Consider the following 25,602-nt stretch of genomic DNA (forward strand, 5'->3'; position numbering starts at 1 on the left):
CCCCTTCACCTACACCTACACCAGACTAAACAACAACCTTAATAACGCGCTTTTTTCTCTCTTTGGCCCGGTAGTAATCAGGCTTTAACCCGCAGCAGGCTTGGGTAGATAAACAGATTTCGTCCCACGCCTCGGTTAAGCAGCGACCATACCCCTACCGAACAGCTGGCGCACAGCACCACCATCGCTATCGGGAAGCCGACAGCCCACAGCAGCGAAAACGCTTTGTTGGCAAACAGCTGATGATGTTCAGCAAACAGAATGGCCGACATGCCAAAGAATTCGATAAAGATGCGGTGCAGAACATAAATTTGCAGCGTGTTTCTGCCAAGCCAGTTTAACCAGCTCAGCGTGAAATAACGGTTTAAAATCCGACAGGCCGCGACCGACAACAGAATAGCCAGCGTGCAGAGAAACAGGCTGCGGGTCATCCCCAGCTTGATATGGATAAACGACAGCACCAGCAACAGAGCCCAGGGCATCAGGTTGCTGCGATGCCATTCACTCCATCGCAGCATTGTACTGCTGTAGAAGGTGCCCAGCAGGAAGAAGATCAGATACTGTGCAACGCTTTCTGGCCCCCAGCCTGGAATGACTTTTGTTATCGCAGCGTAGTTAAGCACCACGGCAATCGTCATCATCGCCAATTTTTGCCCACGAAACAGTTTGGCAAAAACAAAGAACAGCCCCAGCGCATATAAATACCAGGAAGAACTCATTGCCAGCAGCATCAGCTCAATGGATTTTAAGGGCGTCTCGGCCCATGCCGCATTGGTATTATTGGAGAGCTGTTCTCCCATCACTTCATTAGAAACGCCCCGGATCATCAACCACTGAATGATGCCCCAGAGAAAATAGAGATAGAAAAGATTAGTCACCCTGCTGGTAAAGACCTGCTTCCAGGGACGGTTAATAATACCGTTAGTGGCGAGCAAACCTGAAACAAAGAAAAACGCAGGCATTCGTAAAGGAGAAAGCGTGTTATTAAAGGCCAGCCATAATTTAGCTGGCAGGAACCCGGCAACCAGATGGCCAATCATTTCAGCATAGCCGGGCAGAACAACATGATATAAAACAACCAGTAATATGCATATACCTTTCAGGCTGTTTACCCAGGCAATATCTTTGTTTTGAGTAGTATTCATTATATTACTCCGAATGATATTCACATATTGATAATGAAAAGGTGGGCTTTCTTCCTGCAGGAATAGAACAACCTTAACCTGAAAAGATAAACCGTGTTAACGAATAATTAATATTGGCCTTATAACTTCAGCACAGGAAAATCTGAAAATCACAGCGGAAAATGAAAAAAGAGTAGGTATAGCACTGTCCGCAACAGAATGCGTTGAGATTTATCTCAGAGGAAAGAGAGCGTAATTAAGATAATCCTTAAGAAAAAATAATGCCCTGACTTAAGCTAAACTTTTAAATTAATCCGCTAAGGATTTTTGAGAGAGAGATCGTTAAAAGCTGGCAATGAAACGAAGACGCGATTTTCGTCCACTGCCAGTACAGCCCGTATTCGCCCGGTGGCGGATTGACCTTTTCCCGAGAAATAACGCGTTAAATCAAGCGTTAAGGAATTTCTCCAGAAACTGACGGGTACGCGGATGCTGCGGATTAGCAAACAACGCTTTGGCGCTACCCTGCTCGACAATCCTGCCCTGATCCATAAAAATCGCCCGATCGGCAACGTCGCGAGCAAAACTCATCTCATGCGTGACAATCACCATGGTACGATTCTCTTCCGCCAGCGCCCGAATAGTGTTGAGAACTTCCCCCACCAGCTCCGGGTCCAGCGCCGAAGTCGGCTCATCAAACAGGATCACCTCTGGCCGCATCGCCAGCGCCCGCGCAATAGCAACACGCTGCTGCTGTCCGCCGGAAAGACGACGTGGATAGCTCTCTTCTTTACCTTGCAGCCCTACCTTTTCCAGCAGCTGGCGAGCACGCGCTGTCGCTTCCGCTTTTGACTCACCTTTGACGATGGTCGGGCCTTCAATAATATTTTCCAGCACCGAGCGGTGCGGAAACAGATTAAAGCTCTGGAAGACAAAGCCCACCTGCTGACGCAGCTGACGAACCTGCTCTTTTTGTCGGTTCATGCCCGCTGCGGCATCAATCAGGATATTGCCGACCTTAATAGTGCCGCTGTCCGGCGTTTCCAGCAGGTTGATACTGCGCAGCAAGGTGGTTTTCCCCGATCCGCTTGGGCCAATGATGGCCACCACTTCACCGGAACTCACCTCCAGATCGATACCATGCAGCACCGTCTGCCCGTTGAACTTCTTTACCAGCTGGCTAACTTCTATCGCGCTCATTTTGCCTCCCGATCCTGGCGGTTAACGTGATTTTCCAGCTTGCTTTGCAGGATCGACAGTAGCGTAGCCATAATCCAGTAAATCAGCGACGCAGCCAGATACATGGTGAAAACTTCCAGCGTGCGTGAAGTAATCAGCTGTGCCTGGCGGAACAGTTCGGGTACCTGAATGGTCGCCGCCAGCGAGGTGTCCTTTACCAGGCTGATAAAGCTGTTGCCCAGCGGTGGCAAAGCGGTGCGCGCGGCCTGCGGCAGAATGACCCGACGCAGCGTCTGCCAGCGCGTCATGCCTATGCTGGCTGCCGCCTCCCACTGACCACGTTCAATCGCCGCAATGGCGCCCCGCAGCGATTCAGACGCGTAAGCGGCGGTATTCAACGACAGGCCAATCATCGCCGACGGGATCGGATCCAGCTCAATGCCAAACTGTGGCAGGCCGTAATAGATCATAAACAGCTGGGCAATCAGCGGCGTACCACGAAAGATCGAGACGTAAATCCGTGACAGCCAGGCAACCGGCCAGAAGTACGACAGGCGCATCATCGCCAGCAGAAAGCCCAGCAGCAGGCCAAAGAACATGCCGCCAATACTCAGCTGTAGAGTGAAGACCGCACCTTTTAAAAGAAAAGGTGCTGAATCCAGCACCAGTTGTAAACTTTCCTGCATTATTTAGTTACGTCCGCGCCAAACCATTTTTCGGAAATTTTGGATAGGGATCCATCCTGCTGCATCTCGCCAATTGCTTTGTTGATGGCCTGCTGAAGCTGAGCGTTGCCTTTACGCAGCGCAACACCCGATTCCTGACGCGAGAACGCCGGGCCGGCAACCGCCAGCGTATCGTTAGTTTTCTTCACCAGGTCCAGCGCCGCCAGACGATCGACCAGAATCGCGTCAATCCGTCCTACGCGCAGATCCTGATATTTTGTTGGGTCATCATCATAAGTACGGATATCCACACCTTTGACGTTTTCACGCAGCCACTGCTCGTAGTTAGAGCCCAGGCCGACACCGACTTTCTTACCGCTCAGATCGGCCGGTTTGGTGATGCTCGCCGCATTGGCTTTTTTGGTCAGCGCCTGGATCCCGGAAATAGTATAAGGCGTGGAGAAGTCATATTTTTTCTGACGTTCGGGAGAGATAGTTACCTGGTTGATCGCCACGTCGATACGTTTAGAATCCAGCGAGGCCAGCATACCGTCCCATTTGGTGGGTTTCAGGCTGGCTTTAACGCCCAGATGAGCCGCCAGCGCCTGCGCAAACTCGACCTCAAAACCGGTCAGCTTGCCGTTTTCGTCCTGAAAGCTGAATGGCGGATAGGTGCCTTCCAGCCCCACCAGCAGCGATCCGCGCTCTTTGACTTTGGTCAGCAGATTTTCTTCTGCCGCAAAGGCATTCGTTGTCACACCAGCAACCAGCGCCAGTGACGCCATACCCATCACCAACTGGCGACGAACCAGAGAAAATTTCATAAAGGCTCCAAAAGTTTATCCACTACGGGAATAGACGACTGTATGTGTGTAATCGGTTGATTATACTCAGACCAGAGGATGATAAGCGAACAACGCGGGCGAACCACCGGTATGAATAAAGGCTATCGGCCCTTCGCGTTTAAAACGCTGTTGCGTAATGCCATCAATTAATCCAGCCATAGCTTTGCCAGTATAGACCGGGTCGAGGAAAATCCCCTCAAGCCTGGCCAGCAGCTTAATCGCCTCCAGCCCTTCTTCATTCGGCACGCCATAGCCTGGCGCAAAATAGTCATCCCAAAGGGTGATATCGGCTGAAGCCGTTAGCTCAAGTGAGGCCGCCAGTTCCTGCTGGATGGTCACCACCTTCGGGCGTTGCTCTGCTGCTTTACGCGAGACGGTGACGCCGACCAGTTCGGTTTCCGGCAGCAGCTGCTCTAGTCCGACGGCAAGCCCGGCATGGGTTCCCGCGCTGCCAGAAGCCACCACGACGGCAGCGAAATCAACCACGCCTTCGCTCTGATGAGCAATCTCTTGCGCGCACTCAACATAGCCCAGTGCGCCTAAAGCATTAGATCCGCCAACGGGAACAATATAAGGACGGAAGCCCTGAGCTTCGAGGCGGGTGGCCTGCTCGTGCATTTGTGCGGCCGGATCGGTGAGCGCATCAACCATCACCACGTCGGTCGCCATCAGTTCAAGCAGCAGGCGGTTGCCATTGGAAAGGTAATTTTCGGCAGACGTGCCAACAGGATTTTCGAGCAGCGCAACGCATTTCAGGCCGAGCTTTGCGGCCACGGCAGCGGTCTGTCGAACGTGATTAGACTGAATAGCGCCGGCGGTCAACAGCACGTCAGCACCCTGACGCAGCGCATCCGCCGCCAGGAATTCCAGTTTACGCAGCTTATTGCCGCCCAGCGCTACAGGCGTGACATCGTCACGTTTGATAAAGATGTCGCGACCCAGATAGTCGGACAAGCGGGGCAGATGCTCAAGGGGCGTAGGCGCACCAAGCAGTTCCAGCCGGGGAAAAGAGTGTAAAAGATGTAAGGACAACGCAGCCTCCACAGCAGCAGTGAGTCATCCTTACATTTTTACAGAAGATCGCCAAAAGGTAACGTTAATTGCAATTATCATTACCGGCTTAATTACGCTGCCAGCCCAAAAACTGATCGTATTTGCGCAATGCGATGCGATAATTATTGTTGCCCGCATCAGGTAAATCATTCTCCAGACATTCGTGCCAGCTGTTCCCGCTTAATTTTTCCGCCGGGAAATTACGGGCCGACAGCATATCGTCAAGTCGACGCAGGCGAACAACATATTCGCGGATCGTGCTGTGGCTCATCTCAGTTTGCTCAAACAAATATTGTTTAAACGCCATGATGTCAAAATAGGTCGGATGGGTATTGCAAAAAATATCGCTGCAAAAACGGCATAAAGCAGTCAGCTCTTGCTGAAGCTTTAACCAAACCTGATCGTCGATCGGCTGGTCCATCCGGGCAATAGCTTCTTTATTAATTATTTGTCCGCGAAAGACCAGCGCCATTCGGTCCAGTACTTTCCCGCAATGTGAACAATTACTCTGGCTGTGTTTAAAATCTTTCAAATAGCGGCTCAATGGCCTCATTTTAATTTTGGATCCCATCAGAGAGTCCCCGGTTGGTGTTGAGAGTGCTAAACTGACTCCGTCAGCGCGCTCCCGTTAACCGGGCGCGCAGGCGTTTAATCGCCTGACTGTGCAGCTGGCTAACCCGGGATTCCCCGACTTCCAGCACTGCGCCAATCTCTTTCAGATTCAGTTCTTCCTGGTAATAAAGCGTCAGCACCATTTTTTCGCGGTCGGGCAATGCCTCGATCGCTTCCATGACGCGTTCGCGAAGATTCCCTTCCAGCAGCTGGTGTAGCGGGTTAGCCTCTTCGTGGCCTTCCGTCACCAGCTCTGCGCTGTCACCATGCTCCTCACGATATTCATCGTAAGAAAACAGCTGACTATTATTGGTATCCAGCAGGATCTGCCGGTACTCTTCTAATGACACATCAAGCTGTGCTGCAACTTCCTGCTCGCTGGCGGTTCTGCCCAGCGTTTGCTCTACCCGATGCATTGCACCAGCCACCTGGCGCGCATTACGTCGCACGCTACGTGGAGCCCAGTCGCGGCTGCGCAACTCATCCAGCATCGCGCCGCGAATTCGCTGCACTGCATACGTCGTAAAGGCTGTGCCCTGTAGCGCGTCGTAACGCTCTACGGCATTTAACAGCCCGATGCCCCCTGCTTGCAGGAGATCATCCAATTCGACGCTGGCAGGCAACCTGACCTGTAAGCGCAGCGCTTCGTGACGCACCAGCGGCACATAGCGCTGCCACAGCGAATTTTTATCCATCACGCCATCAGCGGTATATAGATCGTTCACTCTGACTATCCTGCGTTAGTTAAGTTATCGGCACGATTATCTGTTTCTGTAGTGAATATTGATTGGCGGAATAGCGGTAATAAAGGCGGGTTATTTAATCTTTGTTGAAGAAAAGCGTCCTCTCAGCCGCGAACACGGGTAAGAGGACGGCTGTTTACGGCTTGAGGGTCAGACGCTGGCGGGTTTTTTCCGGAACCTGCGCCCAGAGCGCACAAACCTTCCCTTCCAGCGCCTGATAGAACGGCGCCAGTAATGCATCTTCTTTCAGTAGATGACGAAAACGCACCTGCCCCGTTTGCGGATCGATGCTTAAACGACGACTGATAAATAAGCGTTGTAAATCACTGCGCAGAAATAAACCGTTATCAACACTGTTATCCAGTAAGAAACCCTGTTCATTTTCACGCATATCAATGTGGCAGGCTTCTACCCAGGGCCAGGCGTGTTCGTCGGTTAGCAAGGTACCGGTGATCACGCAGGCGCCATAGCGTTCGCGCACGGCTTTACCAAACTCATGCTGGCTGGCCCGCTGCCATAAGCGCGCCTTGACCCGACGCCCGACCTGAGTACCGGGGATAACGCCTGCCGGTGGCGGCAACAGCGGCGAGGTCAAAACCACAATAAATTGCAGCTGGCGGGAATACTCAAAACAGGGTTTTGACTGGTTGTCATACAGCTGCCAGTATTCGTCTTCATCTTCGGTACGCAGCAGCGTTAGCGTGTAGCCGCGCTGTTGCAGCAGGCTTTGCGCCATGATCGACGCGGGATCCAGCATCGCGACAACTTTACTTTCCCCCATGACTTTCCAGGTATTCCACAACGCCGGCTGGGCCGGGCGGCGAAAATAGAGAAAGCTCTCCTGGCGCTGTAAATAGTGCTCAAAGCGCTGCAGGTAATTTTTACGTTCATTATCATTGGTAATGAACAGCAAATCTTCCAGCGGGATTTCACTGTCTTTACTGGCAAACACGGCGCGTATGGTCCAGTTTTTGCTGGAGGTCGACGGGCTGAGTAACCCTCGGGTCGTCAGGGATTTATCATCGGGATACTTCTGGCTGTAGCGCTCGCTGATTTCATCAAACGACAGCACTTCTCCCGGTAGCAGGTCATAATTGAAGCGCATGTAACACTCCGCAGTCAGGATCGAAACAATTTGTTATAGAAAATGATTATCGGCCTGGCAGGTCAAAACTACAGCGTTGTTACGGATAAAAGCGGTGAAGGGATTAAAAGTGTTTTGATCGTGAAATAACAGGCCAGCCGCACGGGTAACACTGACTGGCCTCAGGCTTAACAAACGCTATGCGGCACGGCAACAGCAAAACGCCTTTTCAGCGTATTTAGCTCTCTTTTAACCGCGTCATGCGAAACCACCGGAAACTCCGGCGGTAAGCACCCATGCTTCTCTTTAAAATACGTCGCAGCAACCAGGCTAATGGCGCGAGAAGAGAGTTTGCCGGAAATGGTAGACTGTTGCGGGCTCCAGCCCTCATCACCCAAATAATCGCCTGAATTTTCAATATCCGGGAAATAGTGATAAGACGGGTGAAGTCCGGCTTTGATAATGCCGTAGGTATGATCCAGATGTTCTACCGCATTGTAGTAGATTTCATCCATCAGTCCGGCCTTCTCAAGACAGGCTTTAGAATAATAGCAAAACGCGCCGACGCAAGCGGGATAAAGCGGCATGTAAAAATCACCGTAATTCATTACGTAGCGAGGACGCGGCTGGCCATCAGCAGTGATATTTTTATCGCCATGCTGGCTGAAGTTGAAATGCTGAACGCCGGTGCGTGCCGATAGCGTAATATAGCGTTCGAAAACCGCCGGGTTTTTAACGTAAATATCATCTTCAATCAAAAAGAAATGGTCGACCTGCTGCTCTTGCAGATAGCGCAACGCAATATTTTTACTGCGCCCCACCCCCTGATTAACCTCATTATGATGTAAATGACAGTCCAGCGTTGCCAGCTCTGGATAATAGTCGCCGTCATTCACCACAATCAGCGTATCTATAATGTCGCGAGGCAGCGACTGATAAAGTTTAAGCAAACCGGGTTTACGGTTGTAGGTCACAATGCCTACGCCAATTTTTTTACCCTCAAACATCCCACACCTCGTCTATCTCGATCTTTGTTTCAACTCATCAGCGGAAGGCTGCAACCCCTTCCGCCCACTAACTAAAGAAAAGCGGTATAGCCTGGTAGCCAACCGGCTTACCGTGGTAGCCAAACCGGCTTACCGTGGTAGCCAGGCGCTCTGCCAGTCCAGCAGCCCTTCGTCGCGCAACATCCAGTCACGGAACACGCCTTCGCGCAGCGCATCACCGCGCGCCGCCAGCGCATCCATATCCGCCAGATGCTCACGAATCGCATTCATCCAGTCTTTATATCGGTTAGTTACGCGCGAAACCGGTAAATCACAACGGTAAGGTTCAATGTCGGTACAGATCACCGGCACGCCGCAGGCACCCAGTTCCAGCAGGCGCAGGTTACTTTTGCACTCGTTGAACAGGTTCATTTCCAGCGGCACCAGCGCCAGATCCAGGTTAAGCGTCGCCAGTTTTTCAGGATAGAACTCGAACGGTACGCCCAGATGGAATTCGCACTTCACGTTTTGCGGCTTCATGCCCATGAAGACCCACTCCACCTCGTTCTCCAGCTCTTTCATAAAGGGCAAGAGGATCTCCAGATCGCCCGCATGACTGCTGCCGCCCGCCCAGCCAACACGCGGCTTTTTACCCTGACGACGCAGGCTGTTCAGACCGACCCACTGATCGTCGAGGCGGTTTTGTGCCACGCGAATATCGTGATGGAAAGACGCATAAGCTTCGGCCAGCGGCTGAGTAGACACCACCAGCCAGTCCGCCTGCTCGACTGAGCGACGCAGCTGGCGAACGATATCTTTCGGTATCGCATGACGGAAACCGTTTTTCAGCGGCAGATTAGGAATATAGTCATCATATTCCATGATGATTTTCGTATTGCTAACCTGACGGAACTGCTTCACACGCTCAGGAATGGAGATATCCGTGACCAGCTCCAGCAGCAAGGTATCCGGCTGGATCTCGGCGACTTCCATTACGGCAGGCAGGCCGTGCGTCAATCCACCTTCCAGAACCAGCTGCCCTTCCAGCGCTTTAAACGGCTTGATCACCCGATAGTTACCGCAGCCCGTCAGGTTTTTATGACAGGCCATCATTACCGGCAAAGGACGGCCCGGCAGCGGCTGCTGATAACGGCCCTGGCGCGTGCCTAACTGGAAATTCCCGCCAACCTTGGTCAGCTGACGGTTGTAGCTGATATCCACGCTTAACTGCCCACGCCATTTTTCACGCAGCGTATCAAACACTTCAGGGCCAACGTGCGATGCAACGCCCAGCTCTTCGCCGAGGACGCGGGTCGCGCCGCCCATGTGCAACAGACGTGCATACGGCGTCCAGACGGTAAGATAGCCGGCCTGACGCGCTTTCAGCGCAAAATCAACGTCGCCCAGGTAAACCGGGAATTCGCTATCGCTAAACCCACCTAATTCAGTGAACACCTCTTTGCGAACCATCATGCAGGAAGCGCTGACCGCGGTAACGTTACAAATCGCATCAAGGCGCAGCATATAACCGGTGCTGTCGCCTTTCACGCCTTCATAGACCGGCGACACGCCAAGCCCAACGCCGGCAACCATGCCCGCATGCTGAATACGCCCGTCATGAAATTCGAGGCGTGCGCCAACAATGCCCACTTCCGGGCGCATACCGTGCTCAACCATCGCGCTCAGCCACTGGCTGTCGATGACTTCAATATCGTTGTTCAAAAACAGGAGCAGTTCGCCACGGGCATGTTGGGCAGCAAAATTGTTGATTGCGGAGAAGTTGAACGCTTCTGGCCAGCGCAGAATACGGATTTGCTCAATGCCCAGCGCGTCCAGCTGCGCCAGATAATCTCTCGCCGCCGGATCCTGCGAACCGTTATCCACCACCAGTAATTCGTAATTCACCCAATGCGTTTTTTCCATCAGGGTTTCGATACAGCGACGCAGTAACGGCAGGCGATCGCGCGTTGGGATAATGATGGAGACCTGCGGCTGTGAAGCGTGTTCAAAGCGAACGCGTTGCAGTCCAGGCTGCAAGCCCGCTTCAACGGCGGCGGCAAGGCCGCAGCGCGCCAGATGTGCTTCGGTGACAGCCCGGCTTTCGGCAATAATATCCGCTTCGCTCAGCCAGTCGGCGAAAGGTTGCGTAACATACATCAGCGTATCGGCAATATGACCCACCGCCTGCGCGCCACGGGTTTCGATAAATTTCCATGCGAGATCGATGCCGCCGAGTCGCTGATAACGGCCATCAAACCCGCCCACTTCTTTTGCAGCGGCCACGTTGATTAACAGCTGCTCACCCAGATAAGGTTCGCTACGCAACAGGTCAATATTCAGTTCGGGTCTAAACAGCGATTCTGCGGTCAGCAGGGTTTCGCCATTAACGCTGTCGCAATACCAAAGCGCCGCATCGGGCTGACGCAGACAATGTTCGGCAAATACCAGCAGCGCCTGAGGCATTAATTCTGTGCCGGCGGTCACCAGCAGCAGCGAGCTGGCGCGGGTGTCGTTAAAGAGTGCCGCCACTTTCTGACTGTCGCCGCCGCTAACCACCTCAACCAGTGCGGGTTGCAGATACTGTGCCACCAGCGAAGCGCGTGTCGTTTCCACTGCGGCGCTGTCGTTGTTAGCATCCAAAATCACCAGGCCGATATTGCCCGTTTCCGGCATCTGGTTAATAAAGGAAAGCAGCACGCTGATGCGTGCCTCAGAAGGCAGACGGGTTTTCAGCCAGCTCTCCAGGATTTTCGACTGTTCCGCATCATTGGCAATCACCCGACGATGAAGCGTCAGGCTGGTGGCTTCACCGGCGCTGATGGAAAGCTTATCGGCCGCGGGCAGACGCGCCAGCAGCGCATCAATCAGGCTGGTAAGTGACCATTGCTGTAGCGCCTCTTCCCGGTAGCCCTGCGCCCAGTGCCAGGCATCGACAAAAGGTTCGACGATCTCTTTAGCCCACTCTGCCGGACTTTGGTGCGGCGTACCGCCGTAATCGGCGAGGAAATGGCTGTCGAGCGCGGTGTCCAGCGTTTCATCATTAACGTAGCCTGCGCCATAGACGGTATCGGTTATATAAGCCGGAATACCCGCAGCCATCGCCTGCACCACACTGCGTGAATGCCCCATCACCACCTGATAAGCGGCGAGAAATTCTGGCGTCAGTTCAATTTCACGACGGGTGGAGCTGATGTGATCGAGCTTAATGCCCTGTTCGGCCAGCAGCGTGCGCAGCGTGTTAACGTCTTCACTCTGTTCGGCAGAGATCAACAGGATACGGGATAATTCAGGCACACCGACCACGGGCGTGACCTGGTGAAAACGGTCACCGATGGAAAGAGGAAATATTTGCAGTTTGCGCTGGTCAATCCCTTTCAGCGCGAGTTTCGCGTAGGAAATCGCGGAAACGGCAAGGCTGCGGGCAGCCAGTTTATTTTCCAGGGCTGCGCCATACGGCAGATCCTGGTCAGCATACGCGTAATAGTGCTGGAATACGCAAACGCCAGATATTTCGCCTTTCTCCAGGGCTGAGATCATTTTCAGACTCATGTAACCCTGACAAATCCAGATTAAATCATAGTGAGCGGCGAGCGGATGCTCATCTTCCGTAAAACACTGAGCGTTGCCGCTTTTTTGCAGGACGTTAAAACGTCTGAGATAGCTCCCTTCGATCAGGCGGGTGACTAAATCAACCTGCCAGCCCAAATGATGGAAGTGTTCGACCAGATCGATCAGGGTCGTTTCTGTATCAGTTAACCGGTTAAGCTTATCAATCGTAATTAAGAGACGTTTCATCTGTATTCTCCGCGCCATCGTGTGTGGGCTGGATCCAAAAAAAACCCGGCCTTGGCCGGGTCGAGATAAACGTGCCGAAGAACTTACTGCAGCAGAGACAGAACGCCCTGTGGAACCTGGTTGGCTTTTGACAGCACGGAGGTACCCGCCTGCTGAAGGATCTGCGCCTTCGACATGTTAGAAACTTCAGTTGCATAGTCAGCATCCTGAATACGAGACTGTGACGCGGTCAGGTTGGTCACAGAGGTGTTCAGGTTGTTGATGGTAGATTCGAAACGGTTCTGAATCGCACCCAGACCAGAACGTGCGGTATCCACATTTTTGATACGCGCGTCGAGGTCAGACAGGTCGCCGCCGGTGACGTCGAAAGTCGCGCCCAGGCCAGTGGTCTGGAAGCCAGCACCTGACAGGTCGATGCTGATGACGTTAGCGTCGGTAGCGTCGTTAGCGCCAACCTGGATGCTTACGCTGCCGGTGGTATCAAAGATTGCCGTGCCGTTAAAGGTACTTGCTTTACCGATACGGTTGATTTCAGCCAGACGTGCGTCAACTTCTTTCTGGATTGAGTCGATATCGTCAGCGCTGTTGGTGCCGTTTTTCGCCTGAACAGTCAGTTCACGAATACGCTGTAAGTTGGTGTTCATTTCGTTCAGAGAGCCTTCAGCTGTCTGAGTCAGAGAGATACCGTCGTTAGCGTTACGTGCCGCCTGAGTCAGACCTTTGATCTGCGAGTTCATGCGGTTAGCGATGGCTTCGCCAGCGGCATCATCTTTTGCGCTGTTAATACGCAGGCCGGAAGAAAGACGCTCGATCGCGGTGCTCAGAGAAGCCTGTGATTTATTCAGGTTGTTCTGAGTCGTCAGAGACATAATGTTAGTGTTGATTACGGACATAATAGTTTCCTTCAAAATCAGTTGGTTTAGTAGGCTGAGCCTTCACGCTCACGGCATCTGTCACCGTTACTGATGTTATCGGTTGGCTTAATCTGAACTTTAGAAAAAAAGTTATTGTTAATTTAACTTATTGAAATTTAATTTATTTCCAGCCAATTAAAACAACCTGCCTATTATTCCGCAAAAGAAAAATCACGTTAATCCGCCCTTTGCCGACAACCTAAGAATAGTAGAAGAAGAGATAAAACGATCCCGGTAATTACTGGCAAATCCCGCTTCTGTTCTGGCTATTAAAATTTTTACAACGGCATAAACTTTTATCTTCTTTGGCCGATATCTCATTGGTACATTTCTCACTTAAGGATTTCCCATGGCCAGTGTAAGCTCGCTCGGAGTCGGTACCAGCCTCGACCTGGACACGCTGTATACCAATTTAGAAACCGCCGAAAAAACCAAACTAACGGCGATTACCGATCAGGAGACCACCTATAACTCTAAGCTCAGCTCCTACAGCAAGCTACAGAGTTCAATGGCGGCTCTGGAAACAGCTACGGCTGCGCTGACCAAAACAACCGCGTTCAGTGCGACTTCCGTCACCAGTACCAATACTGCGTTTACGGCCACCACGGATGCGACAGCGTCAACCGGTGATTACAGCGTTAACGTAACGCAAATTGCTAAAGCTCAGACGTTGATTTCTGGCTCTATCAGCAGCAACAGCACCGCGTTAGGCGCGACGACGTCGGGTAACAGCCGTACCCTGACCATTGCTCAGGGGGGATCGTCCACCCCGCTGACGCTGACGCTGACCGACAGCCAGACTTCGCTCACCGGCATTGCCGATGCGATCAATAAAAGCGCCGGTAACATCAGCGCCAGCATTATTAAGGCCAGCAGCGGCGACTATCGCCTGATGCTCAGCTCTAAAACCACCGGCACCGACAGCGATATGACCATCAGCGTTACCGGTGATGACACGCTGCAAAGCGCAATTGGCTACGATGCCAGCGCGACCGGCACGCAGAATATGTCCGTACAAACCGCTTCGCAAAACGCCAAACTCAGCGTTAACGGCGTGGCTATTGAGCGCAGTAGCAATACCATCAGCGATGCCCTGACCGGCGTGACGCTGAATCTGAAAGCAGCAAGCACCGATTCCAGCGGTGAAACACTGACGGTTTCCCGTTCAATTGATGACACTAAAAAAACCATCAATGCGTTTGTGACCGCTTATAACTCGCTGAAATCAACCATCGCTTCGGTAACGAAATATACCGCCGTGACGGCAGGAACTTCGCAGTCGAGCAGCAACGGTGCGCTGTTAGGTGATGCGACAGTGCGTGCGGTTGAAAGCAAAATGAACTCAATGCTGACCACGGTGCAGAGCGGTTCTTATTCGATTCTGGCGCAGATGGGCATCACTATCGATCCCAGCACGCAAAGCGATGGCTCAACCGGCGCGTTGACGGTAGATGACACGAAACTGACTGCCGCGCTGACCAATAACCCGCAGGCCGTCAGCCAGTTCTTTATCGGTGATGGCTCGACTACCGGCTTCGCCACCCAGTTCGACAGCACCTTAACAGCCATGCTGAGCACCTCAACGGGCAAAGAAGGCATCATTAAAAATGCGCAGGATGGCATTAACGCCACCCTGAAAGAGCTGGGCACACGTTACGACACGATGAGTGACCAGATTGACGCAACCATGGCGCGTTACAAAACGCAGTTTACGAACCTGAGTACGCTCGTGAACTCGCTGACGAACACGTCAACCTATCTGACATCACAGTTCTCATCGTCAGATAGCTAACCGGAGAGAGAGTCCATGTATAAAAGTTCAGGGGCACAGCTCTACCGCAAGGTAGGGCTTGAAAGCAGCGTCCTGGGTGCCAGCCAGCATCAGTTAACAACTTTGTTGTTCGACGGGGCGCTTAGCGCCCTGGTTCGCGCACGCCTGTTTATTCAGGATGGTCAGATCGAGGGCAAAGGCAATGCGCTCTCAAAAGCCATCAATATCATTGAAAACGGTCTGAAAGCAGGCATTGCCGATGAAAGCGGCGACGAGCTGGCCGACAACCTGATTTCACTGTACGAATATATGACACGACGTCTCCTTCAGGCTAACTTGCAAAATGATGTCGCTGCCGTTCAGGAAGTGGAAGATCTGCTGCGTAACATCGCTGATGCCTGGAAAGAGGTTATTGCTACCACTGCCCTTCAGGATGCCGTTTAATGAAAATAGCACCGCCACTGCTCGCGCTTTACCAACAATTACTGGAACTCAGTCAGTCCATGTTGCGCCTGGCCACCGAGGGCAGTTGGGACGAATTGATTAGTATGGAAGTCAATTATGTCAATACGGTAGAAAGGCTGGCGGAATGCACGCGTCAGTACCCGGTTCCGGCTAATGCCCAGCATCAGCTGCGTCCCGTCCTGCGTCATATCCTTGATAATGAAGCAGAAGTTAAAAGCCTGCTGCTGGCGCGGCAGGAAGAACTTTCGTCGCTGATCGGTCAGACAATCCGGCAGAAAAGCGTGAATAAAGCTTACGGCGGCATGTCTGGGGTGATCCTTTTCCCACAAAGCTGAACCAAACGATAACGTTCTCTTTAGTATGAATTTTTATACACTCCTCTCCGTGTCAGAGCGGCATAAAATAATTACGCTCTGACACGCGCTTTTCTTACCGCCTGGTCAATACTTCAAATTCCTCACTGTCGAATATTGGAGCAAGGACATGCGTAATCCCACTTTGTTGCAGTTTTTTCACTGGTACTATCCGCAAGGCGGCAAGCTGTGGCCTGAAGTCGCCGAACGGGCGCAGTGGCTGGCCGAGACAGGCATTACTGATGCCTGGCTGCCCCCTGCGTATAAAGGCAGTTCAGGAGCCGCCTCACCGGGCTATGACACTTACGATCTTTTTGACCTGGGGGAGTTCGATCAAAAAGGATCGCGGGCGACGAAATATGGCGATAAGGCGCAGCTGCTGGCGGCGGTTCATGCGTTGAGAGAGCATCAGATTGGGGTAGTAATGGATGTCGTGGTGAACCACAAAATGGGCGCCGACGAAAAAGAAAGGATTCTGGTCAACCGGGCAAACCCGGAAAACCGTGAAGAGATTGATGAGGAAGCGTTCGAAGCAGATGCCTGGACGCGGTTTAACTTTCCGGCGCGTGCGGGCAAGTACTCGAAGTTTGTCTGGGATTATCGCTGTTTTAACGGTGTCGATCAGATCGAAAACCCCGACGAAAACGGCGTGTTTAAAATCGTTAACGACTATACCGGCGACGGCTGGAATGAACAAGTCGATGATGAACTGGGGAATTTTGATTACCTGATGGGGGCGAATATCGATTTCCGTAACCGTTCCGTTACGGAAGAGCTGAAGTATTGGGCGCGTTGGATGATGAACGAAATCCCCTGCACGGGTTTTCGTCTTGATGCGGTCAAACATATCCCGGCGTGGTTCTATAAGCAGTGGATTGACCATATTCAGGAAGTTGCGGAACAGCCGATGTTTATCGTGGCCGAATACTGGTCGTATGAAATTGATAAATTGCAGAACTATATTCATCAGGTGGAAGGCAAAACCATGCTGTTTGATGCCCCCCTGCAAATGAACTTCCACCATGCTTCCCGCGAGGGGGCCAGTTACGACCTTACCACCATCTTTAACAATACGCTGGTAGAGCACGATCACTGGCACGCGGTGACTATCGTCGCAAATCACGACACACAGCCCTTACAGTCCCTCGAAGCGCCGGTTGAGCCCTGGTTCAAACCGCTGGCCTACGCGCTGATCCTGCTGCGTGAACAGGGTGTTCCCACCGTTTTCTATCCCGATCTGTTTGGCGCCAGCTATGAAGATTTTGGTGGCGATGGCGAGCAGCATCAGATTGAAATGCCGGTTATTGAGGATTTGGAAAAGCTGATCCGCGCGCGCCAGCTGTATGCTCACGGCGTGCAAACTGAATGGTTTGACCATCCTAACTGCATAGCATTCGCCCGTAGTGGAACCGAGGAAGATCCGGGGTGTGTGGTGATTATGTCTAACGGTGATGAAGGGGAGAAAACACTTCAGCTGGGAGAAAGCCTGGCGGGTAAAACCTGGCGGGACTATCTGGAGCATCGCGAAGATCGTATTACTACCGATGAGGAAGGTAACGCGACCTTCCACTGTAATGCAGGCAGCGTCAGCGTCTGGGTGCTGGAAGATTAATATCAAGCCCGAACAACAAAAGCCACGCGCCCTGGTGAATTGACGGCATGAAGTCGGACAGTTAATCAGGCAGGTTGTTGGAACGTCGTAGTACCTGAGTTCGGGACTCTACCGGACTCAGGCCTTCACCACTTTATGCTGGTGCTTTCTCCTTCGTTGCGTCTCTGACTTCAGCCCTGAGTTCTTGCAAGATGAATTAGTACATTGATCTCAGACAACTTTTCGAACAATTTAAGCCAGTAAACTCGAATTCCCTTATCGATTAAAAGGACTTTCAGAAATGGCTATACCTGTATATTTATGGCTTACCGACGACGCAGGAAACCAGGTAAAAGGCTCTGTCGATATTAATGAGCGTGAAGGTAGCATTGAGATTGTTGAACTGATGCATTCCGTTAGTTTACCCACTGACGACAAAACGGGGGAAATAATATCCCGGCGTATTCACAGTGATTATGCTCTTATCAAAGAAACAGATAACGTCTCACCTTATCTTTATCAGGCTGTGACAACAGGGAAATATTTCAAAAAAGCCGAACTAAAATTCTACAAAATTAATGATAACGGTCAGGAAGCACAGTATTTTACCACCACACTCGAAAACGTACGCGTAAACGAAATTGAACCTTTTATGCTGGATACAAAATACCCTACCTTTGCGCGACATAATCATCTCGAGGCGGTATATCTCAGTTATGAGAAAATCACCTGGCATTATAACGATGGTAATATTATTTACTCGGATTCAGGAAACTCAAGGAAAAGCGCATAATGGGATGGATTTATAACGTCAATTCTAAAAGTTTTTATCTCAATAATACTTACCAGTTTTCTGCAAAATATTCTGGAAGACCAGGTTATAAAGATGACAGTGCAAATGAGTGTGTAAAGAGTAAAGGCCCGATTCCACGCGGTCAATATACAATCGGCGATCCTTTCTACCACCCCAAAATACGTGCATGGACTATGCGCCTTACCCCTGCCACCTCTAACCACATGTGCGGACGCGACGGCTTCATGATCCACGGCGAAAGTTCAAAGCATCCGGGCGAGGCTTCAGATGGTTGCATCATTCTCGGTTTGCCCGGGCGAAAAGCAATAGCTGCCAGTGGCAATCGTTCACTCACGGTGGAATAGCACAATGAAAATAATCTGTATGATTAGCCTTATCGCCATTCCTGCACTTTCGTGGGCTAATGTTGATACTGGTTGCGCTAAGGTTGGCGCGTCTGTGTATCTTGATTTAGCTGATGCCATTGTGCACGATTTACATATTGACCGTACTACACTGCACGAAAACAAAACTACTGTTGAGGTGTTGGATATTTTTCCGGTTTCGAAACTGTTCGCTGAACAAATGGCGGATACTGACTATAATAAACAGACCGGGCTCAAGCTGAAGAAAGAGGACTTCTTCGAAAGCTATTACACAAACGGGGCAAAAAGTATTACGGCGAAGTACACTTTTACGAATAAAAAAGGCCAGCGCAATGTTTTCATCGTTTCCAGCCTTCAAAATAATGATGAGTGTTCAATCCGTTTAAATGGATATTTGACGCTATCACGCGAATTTTAAATGTTAATATAACGGGCAAGATAATACTTCTTTGAAGGCCGGAGAGTACGGGAAGATTAATATCAATCCCGAACAAAAAAAGCCACGCGCTTTACCGCACGTGGCTTTTTTACATCAGAACTTTTCGCTTTTCATCATCGCTTTATGATGCGTTTTACTTTTAGCGGTAGCGGCTTTTTTGGCCTGTACCACTTTGTCATTTTCATGTGCCAGCGCATTCTGACACCCGGCGGTGGGCTGATGGACACGCTGCAAAACCAGTTTGTCATAATGCAGCTCATTGCCTTCTAAGGTTAGCGGCATCACGCGAACCTCATTATTGACATTCACCCAGTCCCCGGAAAACTGGGTGACTTTACCCGGCTTGGCAATGACGCGCTGCCACTCACGGCAGTCAAGCGTGTCGCCCTGAGCGGTGATAATCAGGCTGGCGATAGCGTCTTTGCTCACCAGACCTTTTTGCGGCCCCATTGTCTGCCAGTTGCCCACCAGGTTTGCTGGCGGCGCTGTTTTTACCGCGCTCTGGTAATTCGGTATCTGCGCACAGCCTGCCAGCGCAACAGCACCCGCTAAAATCCACTTTTTCATTTTCAATTCCCGACTCCTCGACCAGGCGGTACGTTATAACCTTTTGCCAGTATAATTCAAGCCTGACCCTCTGAGGTGCAGACAAAGAGGTGCTCATTCGTTCGCGTCCGTATACACTAGCGCGCATTATTTTTTGTTGGACTGATTATGAAAACTATCGAAGAGTATTACACCGCTGCCACCGCCCTGTTCCTTGAAGCCCACCCCGACATCAAATCAGGTATTGCAACGCTAAGTGAAGAAGATGCGGCAAAGATGGGCCTGAGCCTGCCGCAACTGCAGCGGATGCAAACCGATCGCGCTTACGCGGCGTTTACCCGCGAGAAAAAGCTGGATGGCATGCTGTTCGCTATCCAGCTGGCCGAACCGGATAAAGAAGTTGCTGCTCAGGCCATCGAAGCCTACCTGCGTGAACATGCCGCTGCGCTGGGAATGACCTGGGAAGCGTTTTGTATTAAAAACGAACTCTGATGCCCTGTCGGTAACTCATAGCTGCGTCGGCGAAGGCTGGCGCTAATCATTCCGGTTATTTTTTCCCCTCACCTGCCGCGTTCCCCACATCTTTCCCTGAAGTTTTTAGGGCCTTTTTAAACAAGAATCCGGCCTAACCAAAACTGGCCGCAATAAACATCGAGTTAACTGGAAATTTTAAGAGTGAATTTTCCGATTTTTCGATTGGTTTAACGCGCCTTAGTTAAGGTTAATTAACCTTCCGAACGATTGAATTTAACGATTCACAAAGTTATTCTTTACGCGCGCTAAACACGTAAAAAAAAAAATTTGTTACGGCTTGATGAACGGCCGTGCGCCTCTTTATGGTTCAAACAGTTGCACTTAAAACACCGTTAAGCCTGTTCCGGCCCGCAGCCAGCCTCTGTCTTGTCAGCGTCGCTTCCTGCCAGCATTGCCCTGAATGAAACTTGAGCAACAGAAATGCCATTAAGCCAATACAAAAACCAGGTCCTTTTTCTTTTTATCATCACCTTACTTTTAGCCACGCTGGGTTTATATTGCCGTACCAATGCCGCCCTCTCGCTGTTCTGGCCTTGTAACGCTTTCCTGCTGGGTTTGCTGGTCCGTTTTCCACAGCTTTCCACCCCCCTGACTTTTCCGGCAATCTATGCTGCGATGGTAATAGCCGACGTGATGTTCGGCACACCACTGAACGCCTCGCTGGGCATGGACGCGGCTAATCTTTCGTTTATTATCACGGGAATGGCCGTCGTTTTATCCCGCTACTTTAGCCCTTATCCGCGGCGGCTTCAGGCATTAAACCGCGTTTTCCCCGCCTCGCTTCTGGGGGCAGCCGTCTGCGCGGCTCTTGGCGCAACGGCCAGTCAGCACTACTTTCATGACGATCTGATGAAAGGCTGGATCTCGTGGTTTTGCGAGCAGTTGTCCACCTCCATCCTGCTGCTACCGGTGGTGATTACCGTGCCCCGCAGCGACGAGCTGCGCCAGCTAAGTAAAGATCTACAGGAAAGCTCGCTAATGCCGCTGGCATTGCTGGTGGTTTCACTGGCCGTCGGAATTTATGTTGGGGGCGGCGGCAGCCTGATTTTCCCTCTGCCTGCCCTGCTCTGGTGCGCCATCCGTTATCCGCTGTTTATCAGTTGCGTACTGACGCTGTTAACAGGAATTGCCGAAATTATTCTGGTTGCCGGCAACATTCAGACCATTCAGGGCAAAGATGATTTTTTTATGATCGACAGTCTGGCATCGGCACGGCTGGGCGTGGCGGCGATGACCATCAGCCCGCTGATTGTGGCGCTTAGCAGCACGGCCAATAAAAAGCTCATTGCGCGTATTACCCGACGTGCTGATTATGATTTTCTTACCGGCGCGCTCACGCGCAGTGGACTGGCAGCGCAACTGGATGCCATGGCGGCGCGGCGGGAAAACGCTTTTTATGGCGCTGCGTTTGTTATTGATATCGATCGGTTTAAAAGTATTAACGATACCTGGGGTCATGCAGCAGGTGATTATGTGCTGGCAAAAACGGCCGAGCGTATCCGCCAGACACTTCTGCAAACCGCGATTGTCAGCCGGATGGGTGGCGAGGAATTTTTGGTGTTAATCGAAGGGATTTCTTTGCCCCGTGCCTGGCTGTTGGCCGACAGACTGCGGCAAAGTATCGAGCAGCACAGCATCATTTTTAACGATCAGGATCTTAGCGTAACGGTCAGCATCGGCATCAGTACGCTCAATATTATTGATGCCACCAGCCTGGACGAATCGATTAAAATTGCAGATGAGCAGCTTTATATTGCCAAGAGCAGCGGCAGAAACCGCGTTTGCCCTGAGTTTGTGGTGTAACGATGGCTGTGCCTGATGTGGGTCCAGGCGGGGGGAGGATCCTGCCCCTGATAAGGGACAGGAGATGGACATCAGGCTTCGTTATCAATGCGGTTAGCTTCGATCTCAATATCCTGGATAGTTTTATCCAGCTCATCAAGCAGCCCGCCCTGCTGGGTCAGCAGATCGTTGATGCGTTCGGCAAAGGCCTGATGTTTGTATTCCCCCTGATCGAACGCCAGCCAGTGGGTTGAAAGCGTTTCTGTATTGGATTGTGCATAGTGGCGCATTTCTTTTAGCTGCGATGTCACATCACGTAAATGTTCGGTCGGAGATTTGCGTTCTTCGTTATCGCTCATGCCTTGATCCTTTTAGAGTTAAAAAAGTACTCATTGGTGTGACCCTGCGCATAGCGAGAAGTTCATTAACACTTTTTTAACCCCACAAAAACAAAAAAAGCCGCCATTGCTGGCGGCTAAAGCCATATTACTGGCTAAAAGTAAGCAATTTTACGGTCTGTACCGTTAATATTGACCGTGACATAGCCTGCCGGCGTCGTGGTCGAAGGTGCTGTTGCAGTGGTGGTGGCCACCGTCAGCACGCCTTTCTCGTTAGCTCCTACACCTGCAAGTCCGTTATGCAGGCTCATGCGGGCGTTCACCGCCGTGGTTCCTAACGTACTGGTATCCGTTACTTCTGTCAGGCTTGGCAGGAAGAAGCAGCACTCACCTGAATCAAAGCGACTTGGACCGGTTGCCTTCAGGCTGAATGAGGTATCACCGCTGTTGGCTTTCACCTGGATAAAGACTTCAGCATAGGTGATACCCAGGCGGTTCAGTTTAACGTCCAGTACGGATGGCAGCCCCTTGTGTTGGATATCGCCGTAAATGCCATCCCAACAGCGGGAGACGTTCAGCCAGGTCATGCAGGAACCGGTCGAAGTGGTCGGGTTCCCGGCCGTAACGTTCAGCGCTTCCGTGCTGCGCTTGCCAACAATTTCAAAGATCCACTGCAGGTTATCTTTCGGGAAGTTGATTTTACCCAGCTTGAACCACTTATCACTGCTGGTGTTGTTCGTTACGCGATAGCCTGAGTACCAGCCTGGGCGAATCGAACCGTTCAGCGAGATACCGTAGTTCTCCTCACGACGCCAGCCATACTCATAAATGGACAGCCATTTATTTGCGTCATCATAATTCAGGTTCAGGTTACTGCCGGACTGCAGGTTAATCTGGCGCAGCTGCACGCGACTGTTGGTCATATCCAGCGGGTTAGGACAGTCTTCCACGCTCAGCGCATCGACAATCCACTGCCCCTCACTTAAGTTACCGGGGAAACGTGAATGCTCGATCCATACGTTGTGGATCACGCCCTGAGTCACACGCGGCATATACAAGCAGGCATCACCGTAGCTGTACTGGAAGTTAGCATTGGTTAACTCAACGGCAGTGGAGTGATCCCAAACGCCTTTCGCTGTACCTGACCAGCCCACATCAAATACCCTGCCGTAGGTCGTCGTGGTATAAATCTGGTTAAATTTAGTATCCAGCGTATCCAGCAGCTTGATTACCGTACCACCACAGTTGTTAGCGCGGAAACCGTCAATCAGCACGGATTGCCCCGCAACGATGGTATTTTCAAAGAACGGCTGCACGTTGGAACACATCGCCGCGGTAATAGCCCCTTTGTTGGTGTTGATATCTGCCGAGGTCTGACCGTTCCAGGCAATCCCTTCAATGGTGGTTCGGCGAGCCTTAACCTTGAACACCGGCGATGTTGATTTATCGGAAACAATCGTGGTGCGGGGAATGCCGCCATGGGGGTTGTGATCCCCATAAATGTAGAAGAACGGGATTTCAGTTGCTGAAATATCAATCGGTTTCACCAGGAAGTTACCCGCTGGGAAACGCACGGCGATATCGCGCATACTGGTGTTATAGTTCTGCGCCCAGGTCAGACAGTTCTTCACCGCGGTGGTGTCGTCCGTTACGCCATCCCCTCTTGCGCCGAAGTGGAACAGATGAACTTCCGCCGGATCGTCGACCACACGCCGCCAGTAAAAGCCGCTACCCACGGCAATAGTACCGCCATTATCAGCAGGGGGCGTAGTGGTAACATACCCTACGAAATCACCGCCTCCACGATAATAGTTATCGTTATTATAATAACGACGCAGCTTGGCAAGATCGCCTGTTTTCGTTGGCGCAGTCGTTTTCAATTCAGCAAAAGAGTTAACTTCAATCATAATAACCTCCGCGACAATAAGCACATGCAAATTGCCATCATTAATTAAATTATTAAGGGAATTTATCTTATTTAGTTCATCCTTTATTTTTATACACCACCCATTCCATAGATGTAGTTATTTCACTTTATCCTTATTGGATGCGCAGACCTTATTCCACATGTCATTATGCACATTGATTTCCTTTACCGTCCTGATGTCCATTAACTTCCAATCCTGACCGTAGGTTCGGATTGGAAAAAAAAGCGTACAAGATGAATCGGCGATTAATTTCGGACTATTGTTCGTTGTTGAATCCCGACTGGCGCAGCTTATTGCGAGCGTCGTCGTCAGTAAGAGCATTATTAGTGGTCTGAACATTTTTCGCCTCCTCGATATTTTTTGCCTGCTTCTCGGCTACGGCAGAAATCTGTGCGGATTCAAGTTTTGCGGCTTTGACATCTGAGCGTGCTCTTTCCTGCACCTTGCCGGTTTTTTTTCCGCCGAACCAGCTGGCAGCCACTGCTGCCACCGCGACGCCGATACCGGCAACGATATGCCAGCTGCCACCAAATAAATTTAAAAGCGTATTCATGATTTATCTCCCGTGGTTGGCGGCTGAGGCGGCTCCGCCGCAGGCGGTGGAGTGGAGCCTTCTGGCGGCGGAGTGGAGCTCCCTGTTGGGACTGCCTTTGGTGCCGCCGCTGGCGCCGTTATGGGTGCCGCCGTGGTTACTGCTTTTGGTGCCGCTATGGGTGCCGCCGCGATTACCGCTGGCAGCTCCTTCACTAATTTTTTCTGCCGGATAAATTGCGCAATAACTGCCATTGCCACCATAAATGCCGCGCCTAATCCGAGAAAATGCTGTGGAATAAAAGACTTAACATCTTCAGGAAGCCCTTCCCAGGCATTTGATGCCGAATCAGGAAATGACTGCACCCACGCACCTACTGCCGACCCCGCAGAAGCTAACCAGACGGACCAGGTTTTAAACAGCAGTCTGGCATGAGCAACAATCTCAATTTTTCCGCCCCGGCTTATCCGCCAGACGATAAATATCACTGCGAGCACAAACAGAATAAAAATAATGAATCTCATATAACCCCCTGCCATGCATCATAAGTTCCGCTACGCATCGCCTGAGCGTGACGTTTAGCTCGTGCCGGGGTTTGCTTCGCCCAAAGACTACTCAGCATGCCTTCTGCTGCCCCTTCGAAATTACCGTTGGCGATCATTAAAAGCGTATTTTTAAAAGCGGCCAGACCGTCAACGCCAAGTTGATAAGCCATGCTGTAAAGCACATCGGTCCGGACGGAATTGCACTGTTTCAATGCTGCCACCAGCACAGGTCGGTTATTAATTTGTTTAACTTTTTCATCCAGTAACTGCTGCATCCAGACGTTTCCTACGCTTCTGGGCAGGCTGAATTGATAATGAGACAACGGCGTATCTTTTGGTCCTATTAAGATCCCGCAACCTATTGTTGGATAACCTTCTGTGTCAATATATGGTTTTTCTTTATAACCTTCTTCAAAAGCTAATATATCAATTATCTTACTCATTTCTCACCCCTGTCATCGTAATAACCGCAACTGCGGAATTTAAATTTGAAAGGTTCCCCGGTGAAAATGAATAGCGCCTTAATCCTGGCGGTCTAAATTTCCTTTCTAACACACTAGAACTGAATTTGCGTACGCAGCCACTTTTTTTAGAAAAAT

At 51.2% G+C, this 25,602-nt stretch carries 25 protein-coding genes and 1 pseudogene; 9 read left to right on the plus strand and 17 right to left on the minus strand.

Annotation, left to right across the window (positions count from 1 at the left end):
- Positions 1–77 precede the first annotated feature (77 nt).
- The 11 genes from AAGQ96_RS12595 to AAGQ96_RS12645 all read right to left on the minus strand — a co-directional run bounded on the left by AAGQ96_RS12595 (position 78) and on the right by AAGQ96_RS12645 (position 12,979).
- Positions 78–1,145, minus strand: a complete 1,068-nt coding sequence (locus tag AAGQ96_RS12595; RefSeq protein WP_342753714.1) for an acyltransferase family protein — start codon at positions 1,143–1,145, stop codon at positions 78–80.
- A 426-nt stretch (positions 1,146–1,571) separates the two neighbouring features.
- Positions 1,572–2,324, minus strand: a complete 753-nt coding sequence (gene tcyN, locus AAGQ96_RS12600) for an L-cystine ABC transporter ATP-binding protein TcyN (protein WP_147198508.1) — start codon at positions 2,322–2,324, stop codon at positions 1,572–1,574.
- Positions 2,321–2,989: a cystine ABC transporter permease gene (gene tcyL, locus AAGQ96_RS12605; RefSeq protein WP_342753715.1), complete on the minus strand. Its 669-nt coding sequence runs from the start codon at positions 2,987–2,989 to the stop codon at positions 2,321–2,323. The genes tcyN and tcyL overlap by 4 nt, the downstream gene beginning before the upstream one ends.
- Complete coding sequence (tcyJ, locus tag AAGQ96_RS12610) at positions 2,989–3,792, minus strand: cystine ABC transporter substrate-binding protein (protein ID WP_147198510.1); 804 nt, start codon at positions 3,790–3,792, stop codon at positions 2,989–2,991. The genes tcyL and tcyJ overlap by 1 nt, the downstream gene beginning before the upstream one ends.
- A 66-nt stretch (positions 3,793–3,858) precedes the next feature.
- Positions 3,859–4,845: a D-cysteine desulfhydrase gene (locus tag AAGQ96_RS12615; RefSeq protein WP_147198511.1), complete on the minus strand. Its 987-nt coding sequence runs from the start codon at positions 4,843–4,845 to the stop codon at positions 3,859–3,861.
- Between the two features lie 88 nt (positions 4,846–4,933).
- Positions 4,934–5,437 carry a flagella biosynthesis regulatory protein FliZ gene (gene fliZ, locus AAGQ96_RS12620; protein ID WP_147198512.1) on the minus strand — a complete coding sequence of 168 codons (504 nt, stop codon included), beginning with the start codon at positions 5,435–5,437 and terminating at the stop codon, positions 4,934–4,936.
- A gap of 43 nt (positions 5,438–5,480) precedes the next feature.
- Positions 5,481–6,203, minus strand: coding sequence for an RNA polymerase sigma factor FliA (locus AAGQ96_RS12625; protein ID WP_147198513.1), 723 nt, complete (start codon positions 6,201–6,203; stop codon positions 5,481–5,483).
- Positions 6,204–6,357: 154 nt separating this feature from the next.
- Positions 6,358–7,326, minus strand: coding sequence for an HNH endonuclease signature motif containing protein (locus AAGQ96_RS12630; RefSeq protein WP_342753717.1), 969 nt, complete (start codon positions 7,324–7,326; stop codon positions 6,358–6,360).
- Positions 7,327–7,493: 167 nt separating this feature from the next.
- Positions 7,494–8,312 carry a glycosyltransferase subfamily GT2 protein gene (locus AAGQ96_RS12635; RefSeq protein ID WP_147198515.1) on the minus strand — a complete coding sequence of 273 codons (819 nt, stop codon included), beginning with the start codon at positions 8,310–8,312 and terminating at the stop codon, positions 7,494–7,496.
- Between the two features lie 129 nt (positions 8,313–8,441).
- Positions 8,442–12,086 (minus strand): glycosyltransferase, encoded by a 3,645-nt coding sequence (locus AAGQ96_RS12640; RefSeq protein WP_342753718.1) that lies wholly within the window; start codon positions 12,084–12,086, stop codon positions 8,442–8,444.
- Between the two features lie 83 nt (positions 12,087–12,169).
- Positions 12,170–12,979, minus strand: a complete 810-nt coding sequence (locus AAGQ96_RS12645; RefSeq protein WP_147198517.1) for a flagellin — start codon at positions 12,977–12,979, stop codon at positions 12,170–12,172.
- 370 nt (positions 12,980–13,349) lie between these two features.
- Between AAGQ96_RS12645 and fliD the strand changes: the two genes are divergently transcribed.
- From fliD to AAGQ96_RS12680, 7 genes are all read left to right on the plus strand, one after another.
- Positions 13,350–14,792, plus strand: a complete 1,443-nt coding sequence (fliD, locus tag AAGQ96_RS12650) for a flagellar filament capping protein FliD (protein WP_342753719.1) — start codon at positions 13,350–13,352, stop codon at positions 14,790–14,792.
- Between the two features lie 15 nt (positions 14,793–14,807).
- Positions 14,808–15,215 carry a flagellar export chaperone FliS gene (gene fliS / locus AAGQ96_RS12655; protein WP_147198519.1) on the plus strand — a complete coding sequence of 136 codons (408 nt, stop codon included), beginning with the start codon at positions 14,808–14,810 and terminating at the stop codon, positions 15,213–15,215.
- The gene (gene fliT / locus AAGQ96_RS12660) at positions 15,215–15,571 is read left to right on the plus strand and encodes a flagella biosynthesis regulatory protein FliT (RefSeq protein WP_342753720.1); all 357 of its coding nucleotides are present in this window, start codon (positions 15,215–15,217) and stop codon (positions 15,569–15,571) included. Before fliS ends, fliT begins: the two co-directional genes overlap by 1 nt.
- Before the next feature lie 148 nt (positions 15,572–15,719).
- Positions 15,720–17,201 carry an alpha-amylase gene (gene amyA, locus AAGQ96_RS12665; protein WP_147198521.1) on the plus strand — a complete coding sequence of 494 codons (1,482 nt, stop codon included), beginning with the start codon at positions 15,720–15,722 and terminating at the stop codon, positions 17,199–17,201.
- Positions 17,202–17,481: 280 nt separating this feature from the next.
- On the plus strand, positions 17,482–17,973 hold the full coding sequence (gene tssD / locus AAGQ96_RS12670) for a type VI secretion system tube protein TssD (protein WP_342753721.1): 492 nt from the start codon (positions 17,482–17,484) through the stop codon (positions 17,971–17,973).
- Positions 17,973–18,338, plus strand: coding sequence for a tlde1 domain-containing protein (locus AAGQ96_RS12675; RefSeq protein ID WP_342753722.1), 366 nt, complete (start codon positions 17,973–17,975; stop codon positions 18,336–18,338). The genes tssD and AAGQ96_RS12675 overlap by 1 nt, the downstream gene beginning before the upstream one ends.
- 4 nt (positions 18,339–18,342) lie before the next feature.
- Positions 18,343–18,777 (plus strand): Shiga toxin A subunit, encoded by a 435-nt coding sequence (locus tag AAGQ96_RS12680; protein ID WP_342753723.1) that lies wholly within the window; start codon positions 18,343–18,345, stop codon positions 18,775–18,777.
- 114 nt (positions 18,778–18,891) lie between these two features.
- On the opposite strand, the gene yedD is transcribed toward AAGQ96_RS12680, so the two are convergent.
- Entirely contained in the window at positions 18,892–19,365 is a 474-nt protein-coding gene (yedD, locus tag AAGQ96_RS12685) for a lipoprotein YedD (RefSeq protein ID WP_147198525.1), read from the minus strand.
- Between the two features lie 147 nt (positions 19,366–19,512).
- Here yedD and AAGQ96_RS12690 point away from each other — a divergent pair, with 147 nt between their 5' ends.
- Together AAGQ96_RS12690 and AAGQ96_RS12695 are read left to right on the plus strand one after the other, a co-directional pair.
- Positions 19,513–19,836: a DUF6388 family protein gene (locus AAGQ96_RS12690; RefSeq protein WP_147198526.1), complete on the plus strand. Its 324-nt coding sequence runs from the start codon at positions 19,513–19,515 to the stop codon at positions 19,834–19,836.
- Between the two features lie 462 nt (positions 19,837–20,298).
- A complete protein-coding gene (locus AAGQ96_RS12695; RefSeq protein WP_147198527.1) occupies positions 20,299–21,681 on the plus strand; it encodes a GGDEF domain-containing protein in 1,383 nt (460 codons plus the stop codon).
- A gap of 71 nt (positions 21,682–21,752) precedes the next feature.
- Here the strand turns inward: AAGQ96_RS12695 and AAGQ96_RS12700 are convergent, their stop codons facing one another.
- The 5 genes and pseudogenes from AAGQ96_RS12700 to AAGQ96_RS12720 form a co-directional block, all read right to left on the minus strand.
- Complete coding sequence (locus AAGQ96_RS12700) at positions 21,753–22,019, minus strand: hypothetical protein (protein WP_147198528.1); 267 nt, start codon at positions 22,017–22,019, stop codon at positions 21,753–21,755.
- A 134-nt stretch (positions 22,020–22,153) separates the two neighbouring features.
- Entirely contained in the window at positions 22,154–23,905 is a 1,752-nt protein-coding gene (locus AAGQ96_RS12705; RefSeq protein WP_342753724.1) for a glycosyl hydrolase family 28-related protein, read from the minus strand.
- 277 nt (positions 23,906–24,182) lie between these two features.
- Positions 24,183–24,479, minus strand: coding sequence for a hypothetical protein (locus AAGQ96_RS12710; protein WP_147198530.1), 297 nt, complete (start codon positions 24,477–24,479; stop codon positions 24,183–24,185).
- A 191-nt stretch (positions 24,480–24,670) separates the two neighbouring features.
- A pseudogene (locus AAGQ96_RS12715) lies at positions 24,671–24,982 on the minus strand (hypothetical protein); the annotation flags it as partial.
- Complete coding sequence (locus AAGQ96_RS12720; RefSeq protein ID WP_147198531.1) at positions 24,979–25,446, minus strand: glycoside hydrolase family protein; 468 nt, start codon at positions 25,444–25,446, stop codon at positions 24,979–24,981. The gene AAGQ96_RS12720 and the pseudogene AAGQ96_RS12715, both read right to left, overlap by 4 nt.
- Positions 25,447–25,602 lie beyond the last annotated feature (156 nt).

It is taken from the genome of Pantoea sp. MBD-2R, from assembly GCF_039134845.1.
GTDB lineage: Bacteria > Pseudomonadota > Gammaproteobacteria > Enterobacterales > Enterobacteriaceae > Erwinia.